The following is a 19,319-nucleotide window of genomic DNA, read 5'->3' as shown; positions in this document are numbered from 1 at the left end:
ACCGGGCATGAAGAGCAAACAGGAAATCGTCGACAACTGGCTGCCACGCTATACCGGCGTGCCGCTGGACCAGTTTGGCGAGCACATCCTGCTGACCAACTTCGGCGGCTACCTGCACACCTTTTCCGAACTGACCGGGGCGCCCATCGTCGGCCTGGACCGGCCCATGGCCAGTGCCACCATCGATGGCATCACCCTGATCAACTTCGGCATGGGCAGCCCCAACGCGGCCATCATCATGGACCTGCTGTCGGCGGTGATGCCCAAGGCGGTGCTGTTCCTGGGCAAGTGTGGCGGCCTGAAGCGCAAGAACGCGCTGGGCGACCTGGTGCTGCCGATCGCCGCCATCCGTGGCGAAGGCACCTCGGGCGACTACCTGCCGCCGGAAGTGCCGGCCTTGCCGGCCTTTGCCCTGCAGCGTGCGGTGTCCACCATGATCCGCGACCTGGGCCACGACTACTGGACCGGCACGGTGTACACCACCAACCGCCGGGTCTGGGAACACGACGAGGCCTTCAAGGAACGGCTGCGGGCCATGCGCTGCATGGCCATCGACATGGAAACGGCCACCGTGTTCGCCGCCGGCTTTGCCAACCACATTCCCAGCGGCGCCCTGCTGCTGGTGTCCGACCAGCCGATGATCCCGGACGGGGTGAAGACCGAGGCCTCCGATGCCAAGGTCAGCTCCCAGTTCGTGGAAAACCATATCCAGATCGGTATCGAGGCGCTTAAGCTTATCCGGCGCAACGGCAAGTCGGTCCGCCACCTGCGCTTTGACGAATGATTGATGACGGCCTGGCGCGGCGCGCGGGGCCCTGGGAGTAGGTGATGGACGTTGCCGCGCAAGTGGTGGAATTCTGGAGCGAGGCCGGCCCGGCCAAGTGGTTCGCGCGCGACGATGCGTTCGACGCGCGTTTCCGCGAACGCTTCCTGGACGAGCATTACGCCGCCGCGGCGCGTGGCCGCGAACACTGGCTGGGCAGTGCCGAAGGCGCGCTGGCGCTGATGCTGCTGCTGGACCAGTTCCCGCGCAACTGCTTCCGCGGTACCGCCCATTCCTATGCCACCGATGGCCTGGCCCGGCACTACGCCATGCGTGCCATCGAAGAAGGCCTGGACCTGCAGCTGGTGCCCAAGCTGCGCGCCTTCATCTACCTGCCGTTCGAACATTCCGAAGATCCGTTCGACCAGGATCGTTCGGTGGCCATGTTCGACGTGCTGGGCGACAAGGAATACCTGCAGTACGCCGAACTGCACCGCGACATCATCCGCCGCTTCGGCCGCTTCCCGCACCGCAACGCCGTGCTGGGGCGCATTCCCAGCCCGGAAGAGCTGGACTACCTGGCCGAAGGTGGCTTCGCGGGATAGACCCACGCCCTGCGTGGATGCAAAAAAAACGCCGGCAGATGCCGGCGTTTTCTGTGCTGGGGTCAGATCCCTTTCCGCAGGAAAGGGCTCTGACCCCGTGCCGGCGCCGATCAGTACTTCGGCACGCCGTTGTCCACTTCGTCCGACCAGGCATCGATGCCGCCGGTCACGTTGAACACCTTGGTGAAGCCCAGGGTGCGGAACTGTTCGGCAGCCTGCGCGCTGCGGCCACCGTGGTGGCACAGGAAGGCCAGCGCGGTGTCCTTGGGCAGGGCTTCCAGCTCGGCGCGGCCGTTGCCATCGAAGCTCTTGAACGGCACGCCCACCGCGGCGATCGCGCGTTCGTCGGCCGGGCGCACGTCCACCAGGGTCACGTTGCCAGCGCGCACCAGATCGTCGGCGTCGCGCACGCTGATTTCCTGCACCGGCTTGGGCGCATTCGGGTTGTCGATGGCCAAGCCCTTGCCGCGGATATCGTCCACCCAGTCGATGGTGATGCCGTCGGCGCGGCGCGCGCTGGACAGATCGAACTGCACGCGCAGGCCGTTGGATTCGGCAGCGATGGCGCTGTCGTCATGCGGGGCCAGCTGGAAGTTCGGCTGGAAGCGCGCATCGATGGTCAGCTGCAGCGAGGCGCCGGGGGCATCGGCCAGCGCGCCCTTCAGCATTTCCACTGCGGCCGGGGTGACGGTGATGCGCGGCGGCGTGCGGTCCGGTGCGGCCAGGCCCAGCACGCTGCTCAGTTCGCCGCTGGCGGCCATCTGCAGCACGATGTCGCTGCCGCCGACCAGTTCGCCGTCGATGTACAGCTGCGGGATGGTCGGCCAGTCGCCGTAGGCCTTGATGCCTTCACGGATCTCCTGGTCGGCCAGCACGTTCACGTGGGCGAAGTCCACGCCCAGATCCTGCAGGGCGCCCACGGCCTTGGCCGAGAAACCGCACTGCGGCATGGACGGCTGGCCCTTCATGAACAGCACGACGCGGTTGGCGTTGAGGAGGGATTCGATGCGCGAACGCAGGGCGGGATCGAGGGACATGGCAGTCGTGGTCCGGGAAATTCGAATCGCTCATTCTACGCCCCATGGCATCATGGGGCATGACCAACGCAGGAACATTGCATCGCGTCCCGTCCCGGCCCTGGCGCTGGCTGCCCTGGCTGGTGGCGTCGCAGCTGGCCGTGATCCTGCTGTGGTGGTGGGCCGGCTGGGTGTGGGGGTTGCCGTTGATGGTGGCCAGCCACGCGCTGTTCCTGGTGCCGGTGTTCCTGCCCAACAGCCGCTTCTACGCACCGGTGCTCGACCGCCTGCCGGCCACCGGCAACAGCGTCTGGCTGACCATCGACGACGGCCCCAGCGCCGAGACCCCGGCCGTGCTGGACCTGTTGGATCGCCACCAGGCCAGGGCCACGTTCTTCCTGGTGGGCGAACGCGCATTGGCGCATCCAGCCCTGGTGGCCGAGATCCTGCGCCGCGGCCACGACCTGGGCAACCACAGCCACACCCACCCGCAGACCCGTTTCTGGCGGCTGGGCCCGGCGGCGATGCGGGCCGAGATCGAGGCCTGCCACCATGCCCTGCAGGCGGTCGACGGCCGGCCCGTGCGCTGGTACCGCTCGGTGGTCGGCATGACCAACCCCTTCGTGGCCCCCGCGTTGAAGGCGCTGGGTCTGGTGCGGGTAGGCTGGAGCGCGCGCGGCTTCGACGGCGTGGGCTGCACCCCCGACGGCGTGCTGGCGCGCCTGCTGCCCGATCTGCAGCCCGGTGCCATCGTGCTGCTGCATGAAGGCGCCGCGCACGGGCACAACCTGGCCATCATCGAACGGGTGCTGCAGGTGTTGGACGAGCGTGGCCTGAAGGCCGAACTGCCGGCCGGGTAACGCACTCGCCGGAAATCCGCGCGTGCCGCCGAACACCCGGTAGCGCCGGGCCATGCCCGGCGAGCGCAGCGGCCCGCAGGTAATCCGCCGGGCAGGGCCCGGCTAGCGCTGGGCCACCAGCAGCCAACTGTTGAACGGTGTGCGCCCATGCAGCGGACGCACCTGGCCGACCTGCAGGCCGCAGTCGGCCAGGGTGGCGCGCAACTGCGCCGGGTCCGGGTAGTGTCGCGGGCGCGTGCCCATCCAGCCCACCAGCCAGGCCAGCCGGTCGGCCACCCGGGTGGTACGGTCGCGGCGGTCGCCGGTCGCCAGTGGCGTGCGCAGCAGCAATCGCGCACCGGGGGCCACGCGCGCGCTGGCGGCCTTCAGCAGCTGCAACTGCGGCTGCGCATCCAGATACTGCAGCACGTCCAGCAGCAGCACGTGGCCGTGTTGTGCCGGCAAGGGGGCCTGCACATCCAGGCAATCGAACTGCGCATCGGCAAGGCCGGCGCCGGCGCGCTGGGCACGGGCGATCTTGGCGGCGTCCACATCCGCACCCAGATACGGTGCGCGGCGGCCACGCTGGCGCAGCACATGGGCGAACAGGCCCAGCCCGCAGCCCAGATCCAGCAGCGGCTGGCCATCATCGGGCAGGTGCTGCAGCACCCCGTCGTACAGCGGATCGCTGCCCAGCTTGCCGCGGGTGTAGTAATAATCGCGGCGGTTGCCCCAGGCCTGCGCAGGCCGGAAGGCTTCGGCAATCGCCCGCGCCTGTGAGGCATCGAGCGGTGAACAGTGCAGCGGTGTGCCGTTCCGTGGCGTGCCGTCCATGGGTTCAGTCGGCTCCAGCCAGCATGCGAGTGGCCACCGGCAGTGCCCGCGCGCTCCACAGCGCATACATCGCCGCCGAAGGGTGCAGCCCGTCATCGGCAATCATCGCCGGGTCGTGGCCGTGCGCACGGCTGATGTCGGTGATATCCACGAACGCCACGCCGTGGGCTGCACAGATCGCGGCAGCGGCCGCATTGAAGGCATCGGTCTGCGCGGCTACCTGGGCCAGGTCGCGGCCACTGCCGGCGCCGAACGGGGTCACGCCCCAATCGGGGAAGGCCAGCACCAGCACGCGCTCGGCGCGCCCGCCGGCAAAGCCGATCGCGCGCTGCAGAAGGGCTTGGAACTGCACGCGGTACTCGTCCAGCGCGCGGCCCCGGTACTGGTTGTTCACCCCGATCAGCAGGCTGACGAAGTCAAACGGACCCTCCGGCGCGGCCGCATCGATGCCCGCATCCAGTTCGTCGGTGGTCCAGCCGGTGGTCGCGATGGTCTGTGGTTCGGCCAGTGCCACGCCCTCGGCCCGCAGCGCGGCGGCCAACCGGTGCGGCCAGCGGCCATCAACGTCCACCGCTTCGCCGATCGTGTACGAATCGCCCAGCGCCAGGTAATGCAGCGCCACGGCTCAGGCCACCGAACGGCGTGGCTTCAGCGGCACGACCTTGGTGGCGTCCTCGGCGCGGCGGGTCAGCACCCGGTCGATGCGTGCGAATACATCGCGCATCACCGAGGCTTCCGGCAGCAGGGTCACGCGGAAGTGGTGGCGGTAGGGCACGTTGAAGCTGGAGCCCGGTACCACCAGCACGCCTTCGTTGTTCATCAGGTCCAGGGCGAAGGTGTGGTCGTCGAAGCCCTTGGCGGCGGCGCCGACCACGGCCGGGAACGCGTACAGCGCGCCGGCCGGGGCAACCAGCGACAGGTGTTCGCTGGCCTCGCAGGCCTCGATCACCGCACGCCGGGTTTCATACAGACGACCGCCGGGGGCGCACAGCTCGGAAATCGTGTCCGGGCCGTTCACCGCCGCGTCGATCGCGTACTGGCCCGGCACGTTGGCGCACAGGCGCAGCGCGCTGAGCAGGTCCAGCGCGGCGCGGAAGTCACCCAGGCGCGCATCGTCGCCGCTCAGGTGTGCCCAGCCCACGCGCCAGCCACAGGCACGGTGCACCTTGCTCAGACCGCTGAAAGTCAGGCACGGGTGGTCGCCGGCCAGCGGCGCGACCGGCTGGAACACCGCGTCGTCGTACAGGATCTGGTCGTAGATCTCATCGACCAGCAGCAGCAGGTTGTGGCGGCGCGCGATCTCGACCACGCGCTCCAGCAGTTCGCGCGGGTAGCTGGCGCCGCTGGGGTTGTTCGGGTTGATTAGCACGATGGCACGGGTGCGCGAAGACACCAGCGTCTCGATCTCGGTCGGGTCGGGCTGGAAGCCGTTTTCCGGCGCGCAGCGGTAGTACACCGGGCGGCCGTCGTTGAGGATGGCCGCGGCCGACCACAGCGGGTAGTCCGGCGAGGGCACCAGCACTTCATCGCCCGGGTTCAACAGTGCGCGCAGCGACAGGTCGATCAGTTCGCTCACGCCGTTGCCGACGAACACGCGGTCCGGATGCGCATCGGGCGCACCGCGGCGCGCATACGCGGCGGCAATGGCTTCGCGCGCGACCGGCAGGCCCTGCTGGTGGGTGTAGGGGTCGGTACGGCCCATGTCATCGGCAATCGCGCGCTGCAGGTGCTCGGGCGCACGGAAACCGAAGTTGCCGGGGTTGCCGATGTTCAGCTTGATCAGCTTGCGGCCCTGCGCTTCCAGCTCCCGCGCTCGCCGGGCCAGTTCTCCGCGGATTTCGTAGCGCACTTCGGAAAGGCGCTCGCGGATGGCCAGGGGCTTGGGCGAGGGGGTGGACATGGGGGCTGGGCCGTCGTAAGGCATGGGGCTTCCATCCTACCGGAATTGGTGCAGCGCATGGCAAGGGCGCAGGCCCCGCCGTTGCTGGGCTGGCCGGGTAGAATGGCGGCGATGACCCAGACCCCCGATTTCACCGCCCTGCAGACCATCGGCTGGCCCTGGCCGGGCCCGCCGCAGCAGGCCGACTGGCAGGCCGCCATGGCCGCGCACCCGCAGGCCCGCCCGGCGCGGGTGATCGAACAGCACCGCACCCACTACGTGGTGGCCGATGGCCCGGACGCGTCGATCAAGGCCGAATCGCTGCCGGAATGGCAGCGCCCGCGTTTCCCCAGCCATGAACGACCGGCGGTCGGTGACTGGGTGCTGCTGGACGGCATCCGCATCGTCGCCCTGCTGCCGCGGCGTACCGCGATCAAGCGCGGTGCCGCCGGCGAGCATTACCACCAGCAGGTGATTGCGGCCAACATCGATACGGTGTTCATCGTCTGTGGGCTGGATGCCGACTTCAATCCGCGCCGCATCGAACGCTACCTGCTGCTGGTCGGCGGCGGTGGTGCCGAACCGGTGGTGGTACTGACCAAGGCCGACCAGACCGAATACAGCGAAGATGCGCTGGCGGTGCTGGAAGAGCTGGAAATGCAGGGCATTGCCCTGCACGCGATCAATGGCCTGGATGCCGACAGCGTGGCCGTGCTGCAGCCGTGGCTGGGGCCGGGCCGCACGGTGGTGCTGGTGGGGTCGTCGGGGGCGGGCAAGTCCACCCTGACCAACACCCTGCTGGGCGAGCAGCGCATGAAGACCAATGCGGTGCGCGCCAACGATTCGCGCGGCCGCCATACCACCACCCACCGCGCGCTGATGCCGCTGCCGACCGGCGCCTGCCTGATCGATACCCCTGGCATGCGCGAGCTGAAGCCGACCGGCGAAGAGACGCTGTCCGAGGGAGGCTTTGCCGATATCGAAGCGCTGGCCGAACAGTGCCGCTTCAATGACTGCAAACACCAGCAGGAACCGGGCTGTGCAGTGCGCGCGGCGATCGATGCCGGCGAAATTGAAGAAAGCCGCCTGCTGAACTACTTCAAGTTGAAGGAAGAAGTCGCCGCAGCCGCAGCGAAGCTGGCCGTGCGCCAGGCCGAGACCGCGCAGGAACGCGGCGGCAAGAAGGGCAAGGGCCAGCAGTTCCGCCCGGCCAGCAAACCGCGCCGGCGCTGATCGCGCGCGGCGGGGTCGGATCCCATTGCACCGCAATGGGCTCTGACCCCGGCAATGAACCTGTCCGCAGCCCGTCTTCGGCGCGTGCCAACCAAGGTTGGCACCTACCGGGGGTCCACCTTTGCCTGCTTTTGGTAGGTGCCAACCTTGGTTGGCACGAACCAAAGCAAGGGCAGGGCGCTATAGTCCGCCCATGGAACCCACCACAATGCTGGACCCCGATGTGGCCCACCATGCCGCGCTCGATGCGCGCCTGGTCGAGGCTGTCGGCGGCATCCGCCTGCTGGGGCTCACCAGTTGGCCGGCCACCGCGCAGGCGCCGTTCCTGGCCAGCGTGGCACGTGGCCAACCGGTGCTGCCGCAGGTCGATTACCCACGGCTGGATTTCAGCGAAGAACGCCGTGCCCTGGAAGCCATCGCCAGTGCATGCGACGACAGCCATCCGTTGGGGCACTACGTGCGCCAGTCCGCGCAGAGCTGGGACCTGGCCGCGCAGCTGCTGGAAGGATTGGGCACCGCCACCGTTGACCGCTGTTCGGTGCAGCTGTTCGGCGCACCCGAGCAGCCGTTGCCGGGCAACGGCCCCAGCACGCGCGAAGCGGCGCGGCACTTCATCCAGATCGCCGCGGAACTGGACCACGAACTGCTGGCCCCGGAAGAACAGGTGCCGGTGTCGGCCATCGCGCTGCAGCTGCAGCTGCAGAACGATCTGGACGCCTTCTTCGAATCGCGCATCATCCAGGTGCAGCTGGACCCGGATCTGGTGTCGAAGGCCGCGGCCGGTCCGACCCGCATCCGTCTGCGCACCACCGCGCGTTTCAGCGCCTACGACCGCGCGCAGCTGTTCCACCACGAAGCGCTGGTGCATTCGCTCACCGCGTTGAACGGGCGCGAGCAACCAGTACTGCCCAGCCTGGGCCTGTCCTCGCCACGGGTGACCGCTACCCAGGAAGGCCTGGCCACGTTTGCCGAACAGATCACCGGCAGCATCGATATCGAGCGGCTGAAGCGCATCAGCCTGCGCACCGAGGCCATCGCGATGGCACGCGAAGGCGCGGATTTCATCGAGGTCTACCGCTACTTCTGCGATGCCGGGCAGAACCCGGAAGAAAGTTTCGCCTCGGCCCAGCGCGTGTTCCGCGGCGTACCGCCCAGCGGCGGCCTGGCCTTCACCAAGGACACCGTGTACCTGCGCGGCCTGGTGTCGGTCCACACCTTCTTCCGCCACATGCTGGCCCAGGATCGCCTGCAGGTCTGCCGCTGGTTGTTCGCCGGCAAGATGAGCCTGACCGACGCCATCGCCTTTGCACCGCTGTTTGAAGCCGGCGTACTGAAGCCCCCACGCTGGCTGCCGCACTGGGTCAGCCGCGCCAACGGCCTGGCCGGCATGCTGGCGTTCTCGCTGTTCGCCAACCGCATCCGCATGGACCAGCTGGCCCCAGAGTAAATGGCGTACGACAGCAGTAGATCCACGCCATGCGTGGATGAATCCGTCAAACATCGATAAACAACATGGGGTCGGAGCCCGTTGCTACGCAACGGGCTCCGACCCCATGCCCTCCCGGCAGATCGCGGAAATCTGTCGAAGGCGGGGTGGGTCCGGTTGCGGGGGCGTGAGCCGCATGGATGCGGCGACCGAGGCTACATGGACGTATTTACGGCGTCCCCCGCAACCGGACCCACCCCGCCCTCCCACGGAATGCACGCTTTTGACGTTGCAGTGAGCAGGTGCAGGGCGGCAGCCCTGCCGACACACCCACCCCCACAAACGAGACGCGCGTCACCGCCCGCAGCACGCGCGCCGCTTCGTAAACAACCTTTCATCTTCCATTCGCATAGTGGCGGCGCGCCGCGCGCAGACGCGCCGGTCTTCCCCCATGCAATGGACTCACATGCAGACCCGATACCTGACGATCGCCGTGGCGATCGCGCTTTCCGCCGCCGCCAGCACCCATGCCGCCGAAACCACCGACGCCAGCACCGATGCCGCGCTGAGCGCGCAGACGCTGGACACCGTCTCGGTGATCGGCCAGGGCGAAACCCGCCAGGTGCAGCGCATCACCGCCGTCGACAAGCAGGTGCTGCCGCCGGGCACCAGCGGCCAGAAGATCCTCGACCGCCTGCCGGGCGTATCGGTGCAATCCAACGATGCGTTCGGCGCCAATGAAGAATCGCAGACCATCAGCCTGCGCGGCTTCGACAAGAGCCGCCTGGGCTACACGCTCGATGGCATTCCACTGGGCGACAACAGCTACGGCAACTACAACGGCCTGAGCATTGCCCGCGCGATCATTGCCGAAAACCTGGCCGGCGCTGAACTGTCGCAGGGCATCGGCTCGCTGGGCGTGGCCTCCACCAGCAACCTGGGCGGCACCATCCAGTACTTCTCGATGGATCCGTCCACCGAATTCGGCGGACGCGCCAGCGTCACGGTCGGTGACAACAACCAGCGCCGCGGCTACCTGCGCGTGGATACCGGCGACATCAACGGCTTCTCGGCCTACGTGTCCGGCGTGCACCAGGACCAGGACATGTGGGCCGCGCCGTACCAGAACCAGACCACCCGCCAGTTCAATGCCAAGGCGGTATGGAACGTCGGCGACCATCGCTTCGGTGCGTTCGTGGCGACCTCGCGCGCCAGCCAGGCCAACTATGCCTACCTGTCCAAGGACATGCTGGCGCGTGGCCTGGGCTGGGACTGGAACATCTACGCACCGGACTGGGACCGCGCAGTGGCCGCAGCCTACTGCGCGCCGGGCACCCGTGACCCGGCCAAGTGTGCCTTCAGCGGCGGCGTCAACAGCATCGACGATGCCTACTACCAGAGCCGCGCGCTGCGCGATGACAACCTGTACTCGGTCGATGCCGACCTGCGCCTGGGCGAGCAGGGCCGCCTGAAGCTGATGGCCTACCACCACGACAACCGTGGCCAGGGCCACTGGTGGGCGCCGGGCCAGCCGTCCTACCCGGGCACCGACCGCATGCTGCCGATCTCGATCCGCAGCACCAACTACACCATCAACCGCGATGGCCTGACCGCCGCGCTGTCGTGGACGGTCGGCATCCACGAGCTGGAAGCCGGCCTGTGGTACGAGCAGAACGACCATAACGTGTCGCGCAATTTCTACTACATCAGCGGGCCGTTCCTGGACGATCTGTATCTGCAGAATCCCGACCGCCTGCTGTTCAACCAGGACTTCGACATCCGCACGCAGCAGTTCTACGTGCAGGACCGCATGCGCTTCCTCGACCAGCGCCTGACCGTGGACGTGGGCCTGAAGAGCCCGAACACCCGCATGCGCGCCACCGCGAAGGGCGGCGTGGAAACCAGCATCGCCTCGGGCACGCTCACCGCCAAGGAATCGGTGCTGCCGCAGCTGGGCGTGGGCTTCAAGCTCAACGCCAACAACGAGCTGTTCGCTTCGTACGCGGAAAACATCGCCGCGTTCGTGGGCGGTGGCAGCGGCGGCCCGCTGCAGGTGTCGCCGGAATCGTTCGCGGCCAGCGCCGGCCTGGAGCCGGAAAAGTCCAAGAGTCTGGAAGCCGGCTTCCGTACGTTCGGTGAGAAGTACCAGGCCTCCATCGCCGCCTACAACGTGAAGTTCGACAACCGCCTGCTGTCGCTGAACCCGTGCTCGAGCATCGAAGTCGGCACGCGCCCCGAGTGCGTGACGCGCTTCATCAACGTCGGTTCGGTGAAGAGCCATGGCGCCGAGCTGACCTTCATCCTCAAGCCCATCGACGGTCTGCAGTGGTACAACGCGCTGTCCTGGAACAAGACCACCTACGAGGACGACTACACCTCGGGCGGTGCGATCGTACCGGTGGCCGGCAAGATCACCGTGGACACGCCGCAGCGCATGGCGTCCAGTGAGATCAGCTGGAACCGTGATGGCTTCTTCGCCAGCCTGCGCGCCAAGTACACCGGCAAGCGCTACTACACCTACACCAACGACCAGTCGGTGCCGGGCGTGACCACCTTCGATGCCGGCGCCGGCTATGACTTCGGCCCGGGTCTGGGCCTGCGCAACGTGCGTGTTTCCTTGAACGCCACCAACCTGACCAACAAGCGCTACGCCGGCCAGTTGAGTTCGTTCGCCCCCACCGACCCGAACGGCACGCGCTACGCGATCCACGCCAGCGCACCGCGCCAGGTGTTCATGACCGTCGCCGCCGAGTTCTGATGCGATGGGGTCAGAGCCCTTTCGCGCGCGAAAGGGCTCTGACCCCGATTCGGGGCATGGGCGGGGTCGGATCCCTTTCGCCTGCGAAAGGGCTCTGACCCCGGTGCAAGGTGCCGCTAGACTGCACGGGCATTGAGCAACGGACACCCCACGTGACCCCCGACGACTACCACGCGTCCTGCAGCCGCCTGCTGCAGGACTACCTGCACACCGCTTCGCCCGAACAACGCCACATCTACGTGGCACGGCGCAACTACGACGACAGCCCCGACGTGCTGGCCTGGCTGGCAGAGCAACACGATCTGGACCGTGCCACGGCACTGCTGATGCACGCATCGCTGGGCGCCGGCCGGTTCGCCCAGTACGCAGGCGTCAGCGAGGTGCCTGGCCACGAGCAGGCGGCGTACGCGCTGGCCCGTCGCATCGAGCAGCGGTGTCTCGATGGCTTCTACGCCGACCATGGGCTGGACTTCGATCCGTTTGCCGAGGCGGTCGATGATGCGTACGACGATGGCCTGCCGTTGCCGATCGCGCAGCAGCTGCACGATCTGGCCGCGGCGTTTGAACCCGAACGCGGCCCGGCACTCGGTGATGCCACCGCAGGCGAGGTCGATATCTGGGCGGAGGTGGTGCCTCCAGCACTCTCACCCGTAGCAACCGCGTCGGATCCGGGCTGGCCGTTGCTCGCTTCGTTCCTGCAACACGCCACGCCGCAGCAACGCCACCAGCTGATGCTGTTCGCCGACACCCACACGCTGTCCGATGCGCTGCAATGGCTGCTTGAACAGCCGTCGTTGGCCGCATCCAGCGCACTGGCGCTGTACTGGAACCTGGGGGCGGCCTGGTACGTGCCGTTTGCCACGGTCGACGATGTGCCTGCATCGCACCGGCACACCGCCGCGGTGCTGCGCGGCATCGAACAACGGCTGGCCGGGGGCGGCTACGCCGACCAGGGCCTGGGCTTCGACCTGGCACAGAACCGGCCGCGTTTCCCGGCCCGTTGGCCCGGCCGGCCGGTGCTGCGCGCGATTCCCGAGGCGATGTGGTTGCCGCGCGACGGCCAGATCGTGCAGGAGTCCGACGAGGTGGATTTCATCTCCGGCCTGCCGGAGGAGGTGGCTGGCGCACTCGCGCAGGCGCGCGGGTAGACCGCAGAGCGCATCGGGGTCAGATCCCTTTCGCGCGCGAAAGGGCGCTGACCCCAGGGATGACCGAGCATCCACGCACGGCGTGGATCTACTGCTACGCGCGGGGGTCAACCCATGTACAAGCCACCGTTGACCGCGTAATCGGCGCCGGTCACGTACGAAGCCTCGTCCGATGCCAGCCAGCCCACCAGCCCGGCCACTTCCTCCGGGCGGCCCAGGCGGCGCACCGGCACCGACGCGGCCAGCCGGTCCAGTACATCCGGCGGGAAGCTGCTGATCGCCTGGCTGGCGATGTAGCCGGGCGACAAGGTGTTCACGGTCACCCCGCGCGAGGCCACTTCGGCGGCCAACGCCCGGCTGAAACCGTGCATGGCGGCCTTGGCCGTGGCGTAGTTCACCTGGCCGATCTGCCCCTTGTGGGCGCTGACCGAACCGATGTTGATGATGCGGCCCCAGCCGCGCGTGGCCATGCCATCGACCACCTGCTTGGTCAGGTTGAACAGCGCGTTGAGGTTGGAGGCGATCACCGCGTTCCAGTCCTCCACGGTCATCTGCCGGAACAGCAGGTCACGGCTGCCGCCGGAATTGTTCACCAGCACATCGATCTCGCCCACTTCCGCGCGTACCTTGGCAAACGCAGCGCTGGTGGAGGCCCAATCGGTGGCGTTGCCTTCCGAGGCGATGAAATCAAAGCCCTGTTCGCGCTGTTCGCGCAGCCAGTTTGCCTTGCGCGGCGAATTCGGTGCGCAACCAGCCACCACGGTGTGGCCGGAACGGGCCAGGCCCTGGCAGATGGCAGTACCCACGCTGCCCATGCCGCTGGTGACGTAAGCAATTCGAAGCGTCATTGCAGAGAACTCCCTGGTACGTGGATCAGGCGGCGAGGGGATACAGGGCAAACAGCAGGCCACCGGCCATCAGCAGCAGCGAAATGGCGATCGCCCACTTCAGCGTGAACTTCTGGTGGTCGGCGAATTCAACCTTGGCCAGGCCCACCAGCAGGTAGGTGGACGGCACCAGCGGGCTGAGCAGGTGCACCGGCTGCCCGGCCAGCGATGCGCGGGCCATTTCCACCGGGGTGATGCCGTAGTTGCCAGCGGCCTCGGACAGGATCGGCAGCACGCCGAAGTAGAAGGCGTCGTTGGACATGAAGAAGGTGAACGGCATCGAGGCCAGCGCGGTGATCACCGCCAGGTACGGGCCCCAGGCATCGGGAATGATCGCCAGGAAGCTGTGCGACATCGCCTCGACCATGCCGGTGTTGTTCAGGATGCCGGTGAAGATGCCTGCCGCGAAGATCAGCGATACCACCGACAGCACGTTGCCGGCATGGTTGACCACGCGGCGGCGCTGCTCGGCCAGGTTCGGGTAGTTGATGACCAGGGCGATGGCGAAGCCGACCATGAACAGCACCGGCATCGGCAGCACGCCGATGATCAGCGCGGTCATCAGCGCCAGGGTCAAGGCCAGGTTCACCCACAGCAGCTTGGGCCGCTTGATGTCTTCGGCGTCTTCCACCGACGGCAGCGCGGTGTTGTCGTCGGAGACGGTGCTGTCCATCCAGCTGCCGCCCTGCGGCAGGGTGACCACGCCCAGCCGGCGGCGTTCCTTCATGCCCAGGTACCAGGCCAGCACCAGCACACCGGCGCAGGCGATCACCATCGACGGAATGAGCGGCACGAACACATCGGCCGGGTCCACGTGCAGCGCGGTGGCGGCACGTGCAGTGGGCCCGCCCCACGGGGTCAGGTTCATCACGCCGCCGGCCAGGATGGTCACGCAGGTCATGTTCAGCGCGCTCATGCCCAGACGCTGGTACAGCGGCAGCATGGCCGACACGGTGATCATGTAGGTGGTCGAGCCATCGCCATCGAGCGAGATCAGCATGGCCAGCACCGCGGTGCCGAGCACGATCTTCATCGGATCGCCCTTCACGAAGCGCAGGATCACCCGCACCAGCGGATCGAACAGGCCCGCATCGATCATCACCCCGAAGTACAGGATGGCGAACATCAGCATCACGCCGGTGGGCGCGATCTTCTTGATGCCTTCCAGCATCATTTCGTCGATGTTGGCGCCGAAGCCGCCCAGCAGGGCGAAGATGATCGGAATGGTGATCAGGGCGACCAGCGGCGACAGTCGTTTGCTCATGATCAAGTACATGAACGTAATGACCATGCCAAAGCCGAGGATGCTCAGCATCATCTGCGGACTCCTAATGAAGACAGGACGTGGGGAAGGGGAGGGGAAGGGGGAGGCTTAGAAGTCGAACTGCAGGCGGCCGGTGACCGCGCGCGTGCGGTCCACCGTGATGCCGGCCAGGCGGTCGCGGTTGCGGCTTTCGATCACGTTCAACATGAAGCGCAGGTTGTCGCGCAGGTACCAGTTGCCGCCCAGCGTCCACGCCTCGGTGCTGCCGCGGCGCAGGTCCGGCGCGCCATCCAGGTGCTGTGCGCCCCACATCTGGTCGTAGCGCAGCGCCACTTCGAACGCGCCGGCCTTGTGGCGGATGTCCTTCACCCGGGCGAAGCGGCCGGTCTTGCGGTCGTAGGCGCGGCTTTCGCCGGTCACGAACCAGCTCAGCATGCCGTAGGCCGCCATCACGTCGCCGCGCTGCGCACCGTCATCGAACGTGGCGCCACTGAATTCGCCCTGCCAGGACAGTGGACCGCGCACCTGCGCGTACTCCAGCGACCACTTGTTGACGTCGGTATCGCGTCCGGCGGAGAAGTCGACCAGGGTCAGGCGGCTTTCATCGGACAGGTGCCCGGCCGGGCGCGGGCGGATCTTCAGCCCCGGTGCACCGCTTGCGCCAGGGTTGTCGTAGGCCTCGCGGGCCAGCGACAAGCCCAGGTGCAGCACGTCACCATCGCGGGGGGCAGGGGCCCAGGTCACGCGGCCACCGGCGGCGCGGCCCTTCACCTGCCAGGCGTCGATGCTTTCCAGGCTGTAGACGCTGGCCGCCCAGGTGAAATCGCCCGGATTGGCCTGCCAGGACGCGCCCAAACGGTACAGCGGCGCCAGCGTGGTGCCGGCATTGCCGCGCTCCAGGAAGCTGCCGTAGTTGGAACCGGTGCGGTCATCCAGCGAGAAGTACTGCTTGAACTGGCCCACGGTCAGGCGGCCGGCGCTGCCGAAGCCGCGGCTCAGGTAGACGTCCTTGGCCTCCACGCGGTCGCCGGAAAAGTCCGCTTCCATCTTGTAATCGACCACGAAGAACTTGCCCGACACATCCAGCCAGGCGCGGCGTACTTCGGTGTCGTCCTTGTTCGGGGTGCCACGGTCGTCGTTGTCGAACGTGGCGAAATCCAGGTGCAGGCGGCCGCCGACGGTGGCGGTGACCGGCCGGTCGTCCTCGGCAAAGGCCGGCGCGGCCAGCGCAGCCAGGGCCATCATGGCGGCGGGGCGCTGCCAGGCAAACTTCAGTTCCACAAACCCTCCCAGGTGCGCGCCAGGCGCGCGGCAATCGTGGGCACCGGATGGTGCGCGGCCGCAGTCTGGGTTGCGTTAGCTGTCATCGTCCTGTCAGCGGTTTGTGCGGTGCAGCGTAAACGCGGCCGCCGCGCCCCCGGTAGCGCCGGGCCATGCCCGGCGGAATGCACCCGCCACACGCCATCGCGCCGCACGCGGTAGCATTCGCTTCCCCCCGCGTCCCTCTGTTCCCGCCGATGCGCCTGCTGCTGGTCGAAGACAACCCGGACCTGGCCGATGCCATCATCCGCCGCATGCGTCGCAGTGGGCATGCCGTGGACTGGCAGGCCGACGGCCTGGCCGCCGCCAGCGTGCTGCGCTACCAGAGCTTCGATCTGGTGGTGCTGGATATCGGCCTGCCCAAGCTGGATGGCCTGCGCGTGCTGGCCGGCATGCGTGAACGCGGTGACAGCACCCCGGTGCTGATGCTGACCGCGCGCGATGGCATCGAAGACCGCGTACAGGCGCTTGACGTGGGCGCCGATGACTACCTGGGCAAACCCTTCGATTTCCGCGAATTCGAAGCGCGTTGCCGCGTGCTGCTGCGTCGCGCGCGCGGCCAGGCAAGCGAAGTGGTGCAGGTGGGCGGCTTCCAGTTCGACAACGCCGCCCATCGCGTCACCCTGGACGGGGAACCGATCGAACTGCCCAATCGCGAATACCGCCTGCTGGAAATCCTGGTGGGCCGCATGGGCCAGGTGGTGGGCAAGGACGAGATCGGCAACGGCCTGTTCGGCTTCGATGACGAGGCCGGCCCGAACGCCATCGAGCTCTACGTGGGGCGCCTGCGCAGGAAGCTGGCCGACGCACCGGTGCGCATCACCACCGTGCGCGGCGTGGGCTATCTGCTGGAACCCACCGACGGCGGCAATGACGGCGATGGCTGAGCGGCGCGCCACGGCGCCGGGTTCCCTGCGGCGCACGCTGCTGCTGTATCTGGGCGGATTGCTGGCGGTATTCTCGGTGGCGCTGTTGTTCGCCGCGCGCGACTACGGCCAGCGCGCCGCCAACCGTTCCTACGATCACCTGCTGGTGTCCTCGGCGCTGTCGATTGCCGATTCGGTGGCGCTGGTCGATGGCCAATGGCAGGTGGACCTGCCCTATGCCGCGCTGGACCTGCTGTCGATGGCCGCCGAGGACCGCGTGTTCTACCGGCTGACCGACAGCCGCGGCAACCTGATCACCGGCTACGGCGACCTGCCGTCGCCGCCGCGCCGCCCGGGCCTGCAGCCGCAGTTGTTCGATGCCGCTTACAGCGGCGAAACCGTGCGCTTCGTGGTGGTCAGCCGCAGTTTCGCGGCGGCGTCTGCGCAGGGCGATGTGCAGGTGCAGGTGGGGCAGACCCGGCGTGCGCGCGAAGCGCTGGCGCAGGACATGGTCAACCGCGCCCTGCTGGCCATCGGCGTGTTGTCCGGCCTGCTGCTGGCCCTGGTGGCCTTCGGCGTGCACCGCGCGTTCCGCCCGCTGGTACGGGTGGAGCGCGAGTTGTCGCGGCGCGAGCCGTCCGACCTGAAACCGCTGGATGCGCGCGTACCGCGCGAAATGGACCAGATGGTCGCAGCGTTGAACCGCTTCATGGAGCGGCTGTCCAGCAGCAACGAAACGCTGCGCGCGTTCATGGCCGAGGCCGCGCACCAGATGCGCACGCCGTTGGCAGCGCTGCGCGCGCAGGCGCAATTGGCGCTGGACGATGATGATCCGCAGGACATGCGCCGCAGCCTGCTTGCGATCGAACGCAATGCCACCCACATGAGCCGCCTGCTGAACCAGCTGCTGAGCGATGCCAGCGTGATCCATCGTTCCCACCTGCAGCGCTTTGCGGCCGTGGACCTGGCCGAGACCGTGCACCAGGCCCTGCATGAAGCGCTGCCGCAGGCGGGGCCGGCGCCACGCGTGCAGTTGGCCATGACCGCCGAACCGGTGCAGGTACAGGGCGATGCGCTGCTGCTGCGCGAGGCCATCAAGAATCTGGTCGACAACGCACTGAAGTACGGTGGCGACGGCGCGCTGCAGATCGCGCTGACCGTGGAAGGCGGGCAGGCCGTGCTGACCATTGCCGACCATGGCCCCGGTATCGCCGCAGCCGATGCCGGACGCGTGTTCGAACGCTTTGCGCGTGGCGAGGGCGCGGCGGCCGGCGGCGCCGGCCTGGGCCTGGCCATCGTCAAGCGCGTGGTGGACAGCCACAACGGCCACATCGACCTCAGCAACCGCCCCCAGGGCGGCCTGGTGGCCACCATCCGCCTGCCCCGGAGTACCGCATGATCCGCCTGTTCGCCGCCGCGCTGACGCTGTTGTTGGCCGCCCCCGTACTGGCTGCGCCCGGCGATGTACGGCGCTTTCCCGCGCAGGGCGCGGCGACCGCGCAGCTGCGCATCCACGGCACCACCGATATCGAAGTGTTTGCCGAGGTCATCGCCGATTACCAGCGTCTGCACCCCGGCACCACGGTGGTCTACGAAGACATCATCACCCAGGACCTGTACGCGCGTTACCTGCACGACCGCAGCGGCCCGGATTCGCCGGACCTGCTGATTTCCAGCGGTATGGACCTGCAGACCAAGCTGGTGAACGATGGCCACGCGGTGCCGCACCGCTCGGCGCAGACCGCCGCACTGCCGACCTGGGCGCAGTGGCGCAGCGAGGCCTTCGGCATCAGCTACGAACCGGTGGTGATGGTCTACAACACGCGCGCACTGCCGGCAGCCAAGGCGCCGCGCACGCGCCGGCAACTGCTGGACCTGCTGCGTGCCGAGGGCCTGCCGCTGCGTGGCAAGGTCGGTACCTACGATATCGAACGCAGCAGCGTGGGCTACCTGCTGGCCACCCAGGATGCGCAGCGTGGCAGCATCGCCGGCGCGCTGCTGGGCGCGCTGGGCGACAACGCGGTGGTGCGTGAAGAACGCACCGGCGTGCTGCTGGACCAGGTGGCCAGTGGCCAGTTGTCGCTGGTCTACAACGTGCTGGGCTCGTATGCGCAGGCGCGCATCGATGCCGGCGCGCCGCTGGCCATCGTCGAACCCGAGGATTACACCTTGGTGGTGCTGCGCACGGCAGTGATTCCGCGCACCGGCGCGCACCCGGAAGAGGCCGGGCGCTTCCTCGATTACCTGCTGTCGCCGCGTGGCCAGCAGGTGCTGTCGCGCGAGGCGCGGCTGATGCCGATCGTCACCGGCAACACGCGCAGCGACGATGCGCCGGGCCGCAGCCGGCGCCCGATCCAGCTCGGCCCGGGGCTGCTGGTCTACCTGGATGCGCTGAAGCGCCGCCAGTTCCTGGATGCCTGGCGCAGCAGCGTGGAACCGGCCGGGCGCTGAGCCCGTGGGCGCGCCGGGACACGCCCGGCG

The 19,319-nt window shown here is 67.9% G+C and carries 17 protein-coding genes; 10 read left to right on the top strand and 7 right to left on the bottom strand.

What is annotated here, in order from left to right:
* Positions 1 to 7 precede the first annotated feature (7 nt).
* Both C1930_RS16660 and C1930_RS16655 read left to right on the top strand, forming a co-directional pair.
* Positions 8 to 784: an AMP nucleosidase gene (locus C1930_RS16660; RefSeq protein WP_108754113.1), complete on the top strand. Its 777-nt coding sequence runs from the start codon at positions 8 to 10 to the stop codon at positions 782 to 784.
* 44 nt (positions 785 to 828) lie between these two features.
* Positions 829 to 1,368 carry a DUF924 family protein gene (locus C1930_RS16655; RefSeq protein WP_108750569.1) on the top strand — a complete coding sequence of 180 codons (540 nt, stop codon included), beginning with the start codon at positions 829 to 831 and terminating at the stop codon, positions 1,366 to 1,368.
* 110 nt (positions 1,369 to 1,478) lie between these two features.
* On the opposite strand, the gene grxD is transcribed toward C1930_RS16655, so the two are convergent.
* Positions 1,479 to 2,405 carry a Grx4 family monothiol glutaredoxin gene (grxD, locus tag C1930_RS16650; protein ID WP_108754112.1) on the bottom strand — a complete coding sequence of 309 codons (927 nt, stop codon included), beginning with the start codon at positions 2,403 to 2,405 and terminating at the stop codon, positions 1,479 to 1,481.
* A 59-nt stretch (positions 2,406 to 2,464) separates the two neighbouring features.
* On the opposite strand from grxD, the gene C1930_RS16645 reads away from it, so the two are divergent.
* On the top strand, positions 2,465 to 3,244 hold the full coding sequence (locus C1930_RS16645; protein ID WP_108772222.1) for a polysaccharide deacetylase family protein: 780 nt from the start codon (positions 2,465 to 2,467) through the stop codon (positions 3,242 to 3,244).
* Between the two features lie 102 nt (positions 3,245 to 3,346).
* Here C1930_RS16645 and C1930_RS16640 read toward each other — a convergent pair whose 3' ends face one another.
* Genes C1930_RS16640 through C1930_RS16630 form a run of 3 tightly spaced genes read right to left on the bottom strand, consistent with a single transcriptional unit; the run spans position 3,347 to position 5,957 of the window.
* Positions 3,347 to 4,057 (bottom strand): methyltransferase domain-containing protein, encoded by a 711-nt coding sequence (locus C1930_RS16640; RefSeq protein WP_108772221.1) that lies wholly within the window; start codon positions 4,055 to 4,057, stop codon positions 3,347 to 3,349.
* A 4-nt stretch (positions 4,058 to 4,061) separates the two neighbouring features.
* A complete protein-coding gene (locus C1930_RS16635) occupies positions 4,062 to 4,679 on the bottom strand; it encodes an SGNH/GDSL hydrolase family protein (protein WP_108772220.1) in 618 nt (205 codons plus the stop codon).
* 3 nt (positions 4,680 to 4,682) lie between these two features.
* The gene (locus C1930_RS16630) at positions 4,683 to 5,957 is read right to left on the bottom strand and encodes a pyridoxal phosphate-dependent aminotransferase (RefSeq protein ID WP_108772219.1); all 1,275 of its coding nucleotides are present in this window, start codon (positions 5,955 to 5,957) and stop codon (positions 4,683 to 4,685) included.
* A gap of 111 nt (positions 5,958 to 6,068) precedes the next feature.
* Here C1930_RS16630 and rsgA point away from each other — a divergent pair, with 111 nt between their 5' ends.
* The 4 genes from rsgA to C1930_RS16610 all read left to right on the top strand — a co-directional run bounded on the left by rsgA (position 6,069) and on the right by C1930_RS16610 (position 12,501).
* Positions 6,069 to 7,169, top strand: coding sequence for a ribosome small subunit-dependent GTPase A (gene rsgA, locus C1930_RS16625; RefSeq protein WP_199912370.1), 1,101 nt, complete (start codon positions 6,069 to 6,071; stop codon positions 7,167 to 7,169).
* Positions 7,170 to 7,362: 193 nt separating this feature from the next.
* Positions 7,363 to 8,616 carry a flavohemoglobin expression-modulating QEGLA motif protein gene (locus tag C1930_RS16620; RefSeq protein WP_108757121.1) on the top strand — a complete coding sequence of 418 codons (1,254 nt, stop codon included), beginning with the start codon at positions 7,363 to 7,365 and terminating at the stop codon, positions 8,614 to 8,616.
* A gap of 445 nt (positions 8,617 to 9,061) precedes the next feature.
* Complete coding sequence (locus C1930_RS16615) at positions 9,062 to 11,353, top strand: TonB-dependent receptor (protein WP_108772217.1); 2,292 nt, start codon at positions 9,062 to 9,064, stop codon at positions 11,351 to 11,353.
* A 152-nt stretch (positions 11,354 to 11,505) separates the two neighbouring features.
* Positions 11,506 to 12,501 (top strand): DUF4274 domain-containing protein, encoded by a 996-nt coding sequence (locus tag C1930_RS16610; protein WP_108772216.1) that lies wholly within the window; start codon positions 11,506 to 11,508, stop codon positions 12,499 to 12,501.
* A 107-nt stretch (positions 12,502 to 12,608) separates the two neighbouring features.
* Here C1930_RS16610 and phbB read toward each other — a convergent pair whose 3' ends face one another.
* The 3 genes from phbB to C1930_RS16595 are packed head-to-tail and all read right to left on the bottom strand — an operon-like array spanning position 12,609 to position 15,897.
* Entirely contained in the window at positions 12,609 to 13,349 is a 741-nt protein-coding gene (gene phbB / locus C1930_RS16605; RefSeq protein ID WP_108757118.1) for an acetoacetyl-CoA reductase, read from the bottom strand.
* 25 nt (positions 13,350 to 13,374) lie between these two features.
* Positions 13,375 to 14,703, bottom strand: a complete 1,329-nt coding sequence (locus tag C1930_RS16600; RefSeq protein ID WP_108754875.1) for a CitMHS family transporter — start codon at positions 14,701 to 14,703, stop codon at positions 13,375 to 13,377.
* 57 nt (positions 14,704 to 14,760) lie between these two features.
* Positions 14,761 to 15,897: a porin gene (locus C1930_RS16595; protein ID WP_108754874.1), complete on the bottom strand. Its 1,137-nt coding sequence runs from the start codon at positions 15,895 to 15,897 to the stop codon at positions 14,761 to 14,763.
* A gap of 272 nt (positions 15,898 to 16,169) precedes the next feature.
* Between C1930_RS16595 and C1930_RS16590 the strand changes: the two genes are divergently transcribed.
* Genes C1930_RS16590 through C1930_RS16580 form a run of 3 tightly spaced genes read left to right on the top strand, consistent with a single transcriptional unit; the run spans position 16,170 to position 19,289 of the window.
* A complete protein-coding gene (locus C1930_RS16590) occupies positions 16,170 to 16,859 on the top strand; it encodes a response regulator transcription factor (protein WP_108751623.1) in 690 nt (229 codons plus the stop codon).
* Positions 16,852 to 18,237, top strand: a complete 1,386-nt coding sequence (locus C1930_RS16585) for a sensor histidine kinase (protein WP_108772215.1) — start codon at positions 16,852 to 16,854, stop codon at positions 18,235 to 18,237. Before C1930_RS16590 ends, C1930_RS16585 begins: the two co-directional genes overlap by 8 nt.
* Positions 18,234 to 19,289 (top strand): ABC transporter substrate-binding protein, encoded by a 1,056-nt coding sequence (locus C1930_RS16580; RefSeq protein ID WP_108757116.1) that lies wholly within the window; start codon positions 18,234 to 18,236, stop codon positions 19,287 to 19,289. The genes C1930_RS16585 and C1930_RS16580 overlap by 4 nt, the downstream gene beginning before the upstream one ends.
* The last annotated feature ends 30 nt before the right edge of the window (positions 19,290 to 19,319 follow it).

The organism is Stenotrophomonas sp. SAU14A_NAIMI4_8 (assembly GCF_003086695.1).
In the GTDB taxonomy this organism is placed as follows: domain Bacteria; phylum Pseudomonadota; class Gammaproteobacteria; order Xanthomonadales; family Xanthomonadaceae; genus Stenotrophomonas.
This window is presented reverse-complemented; position numbering and strand designations above follow the sequence as displayed.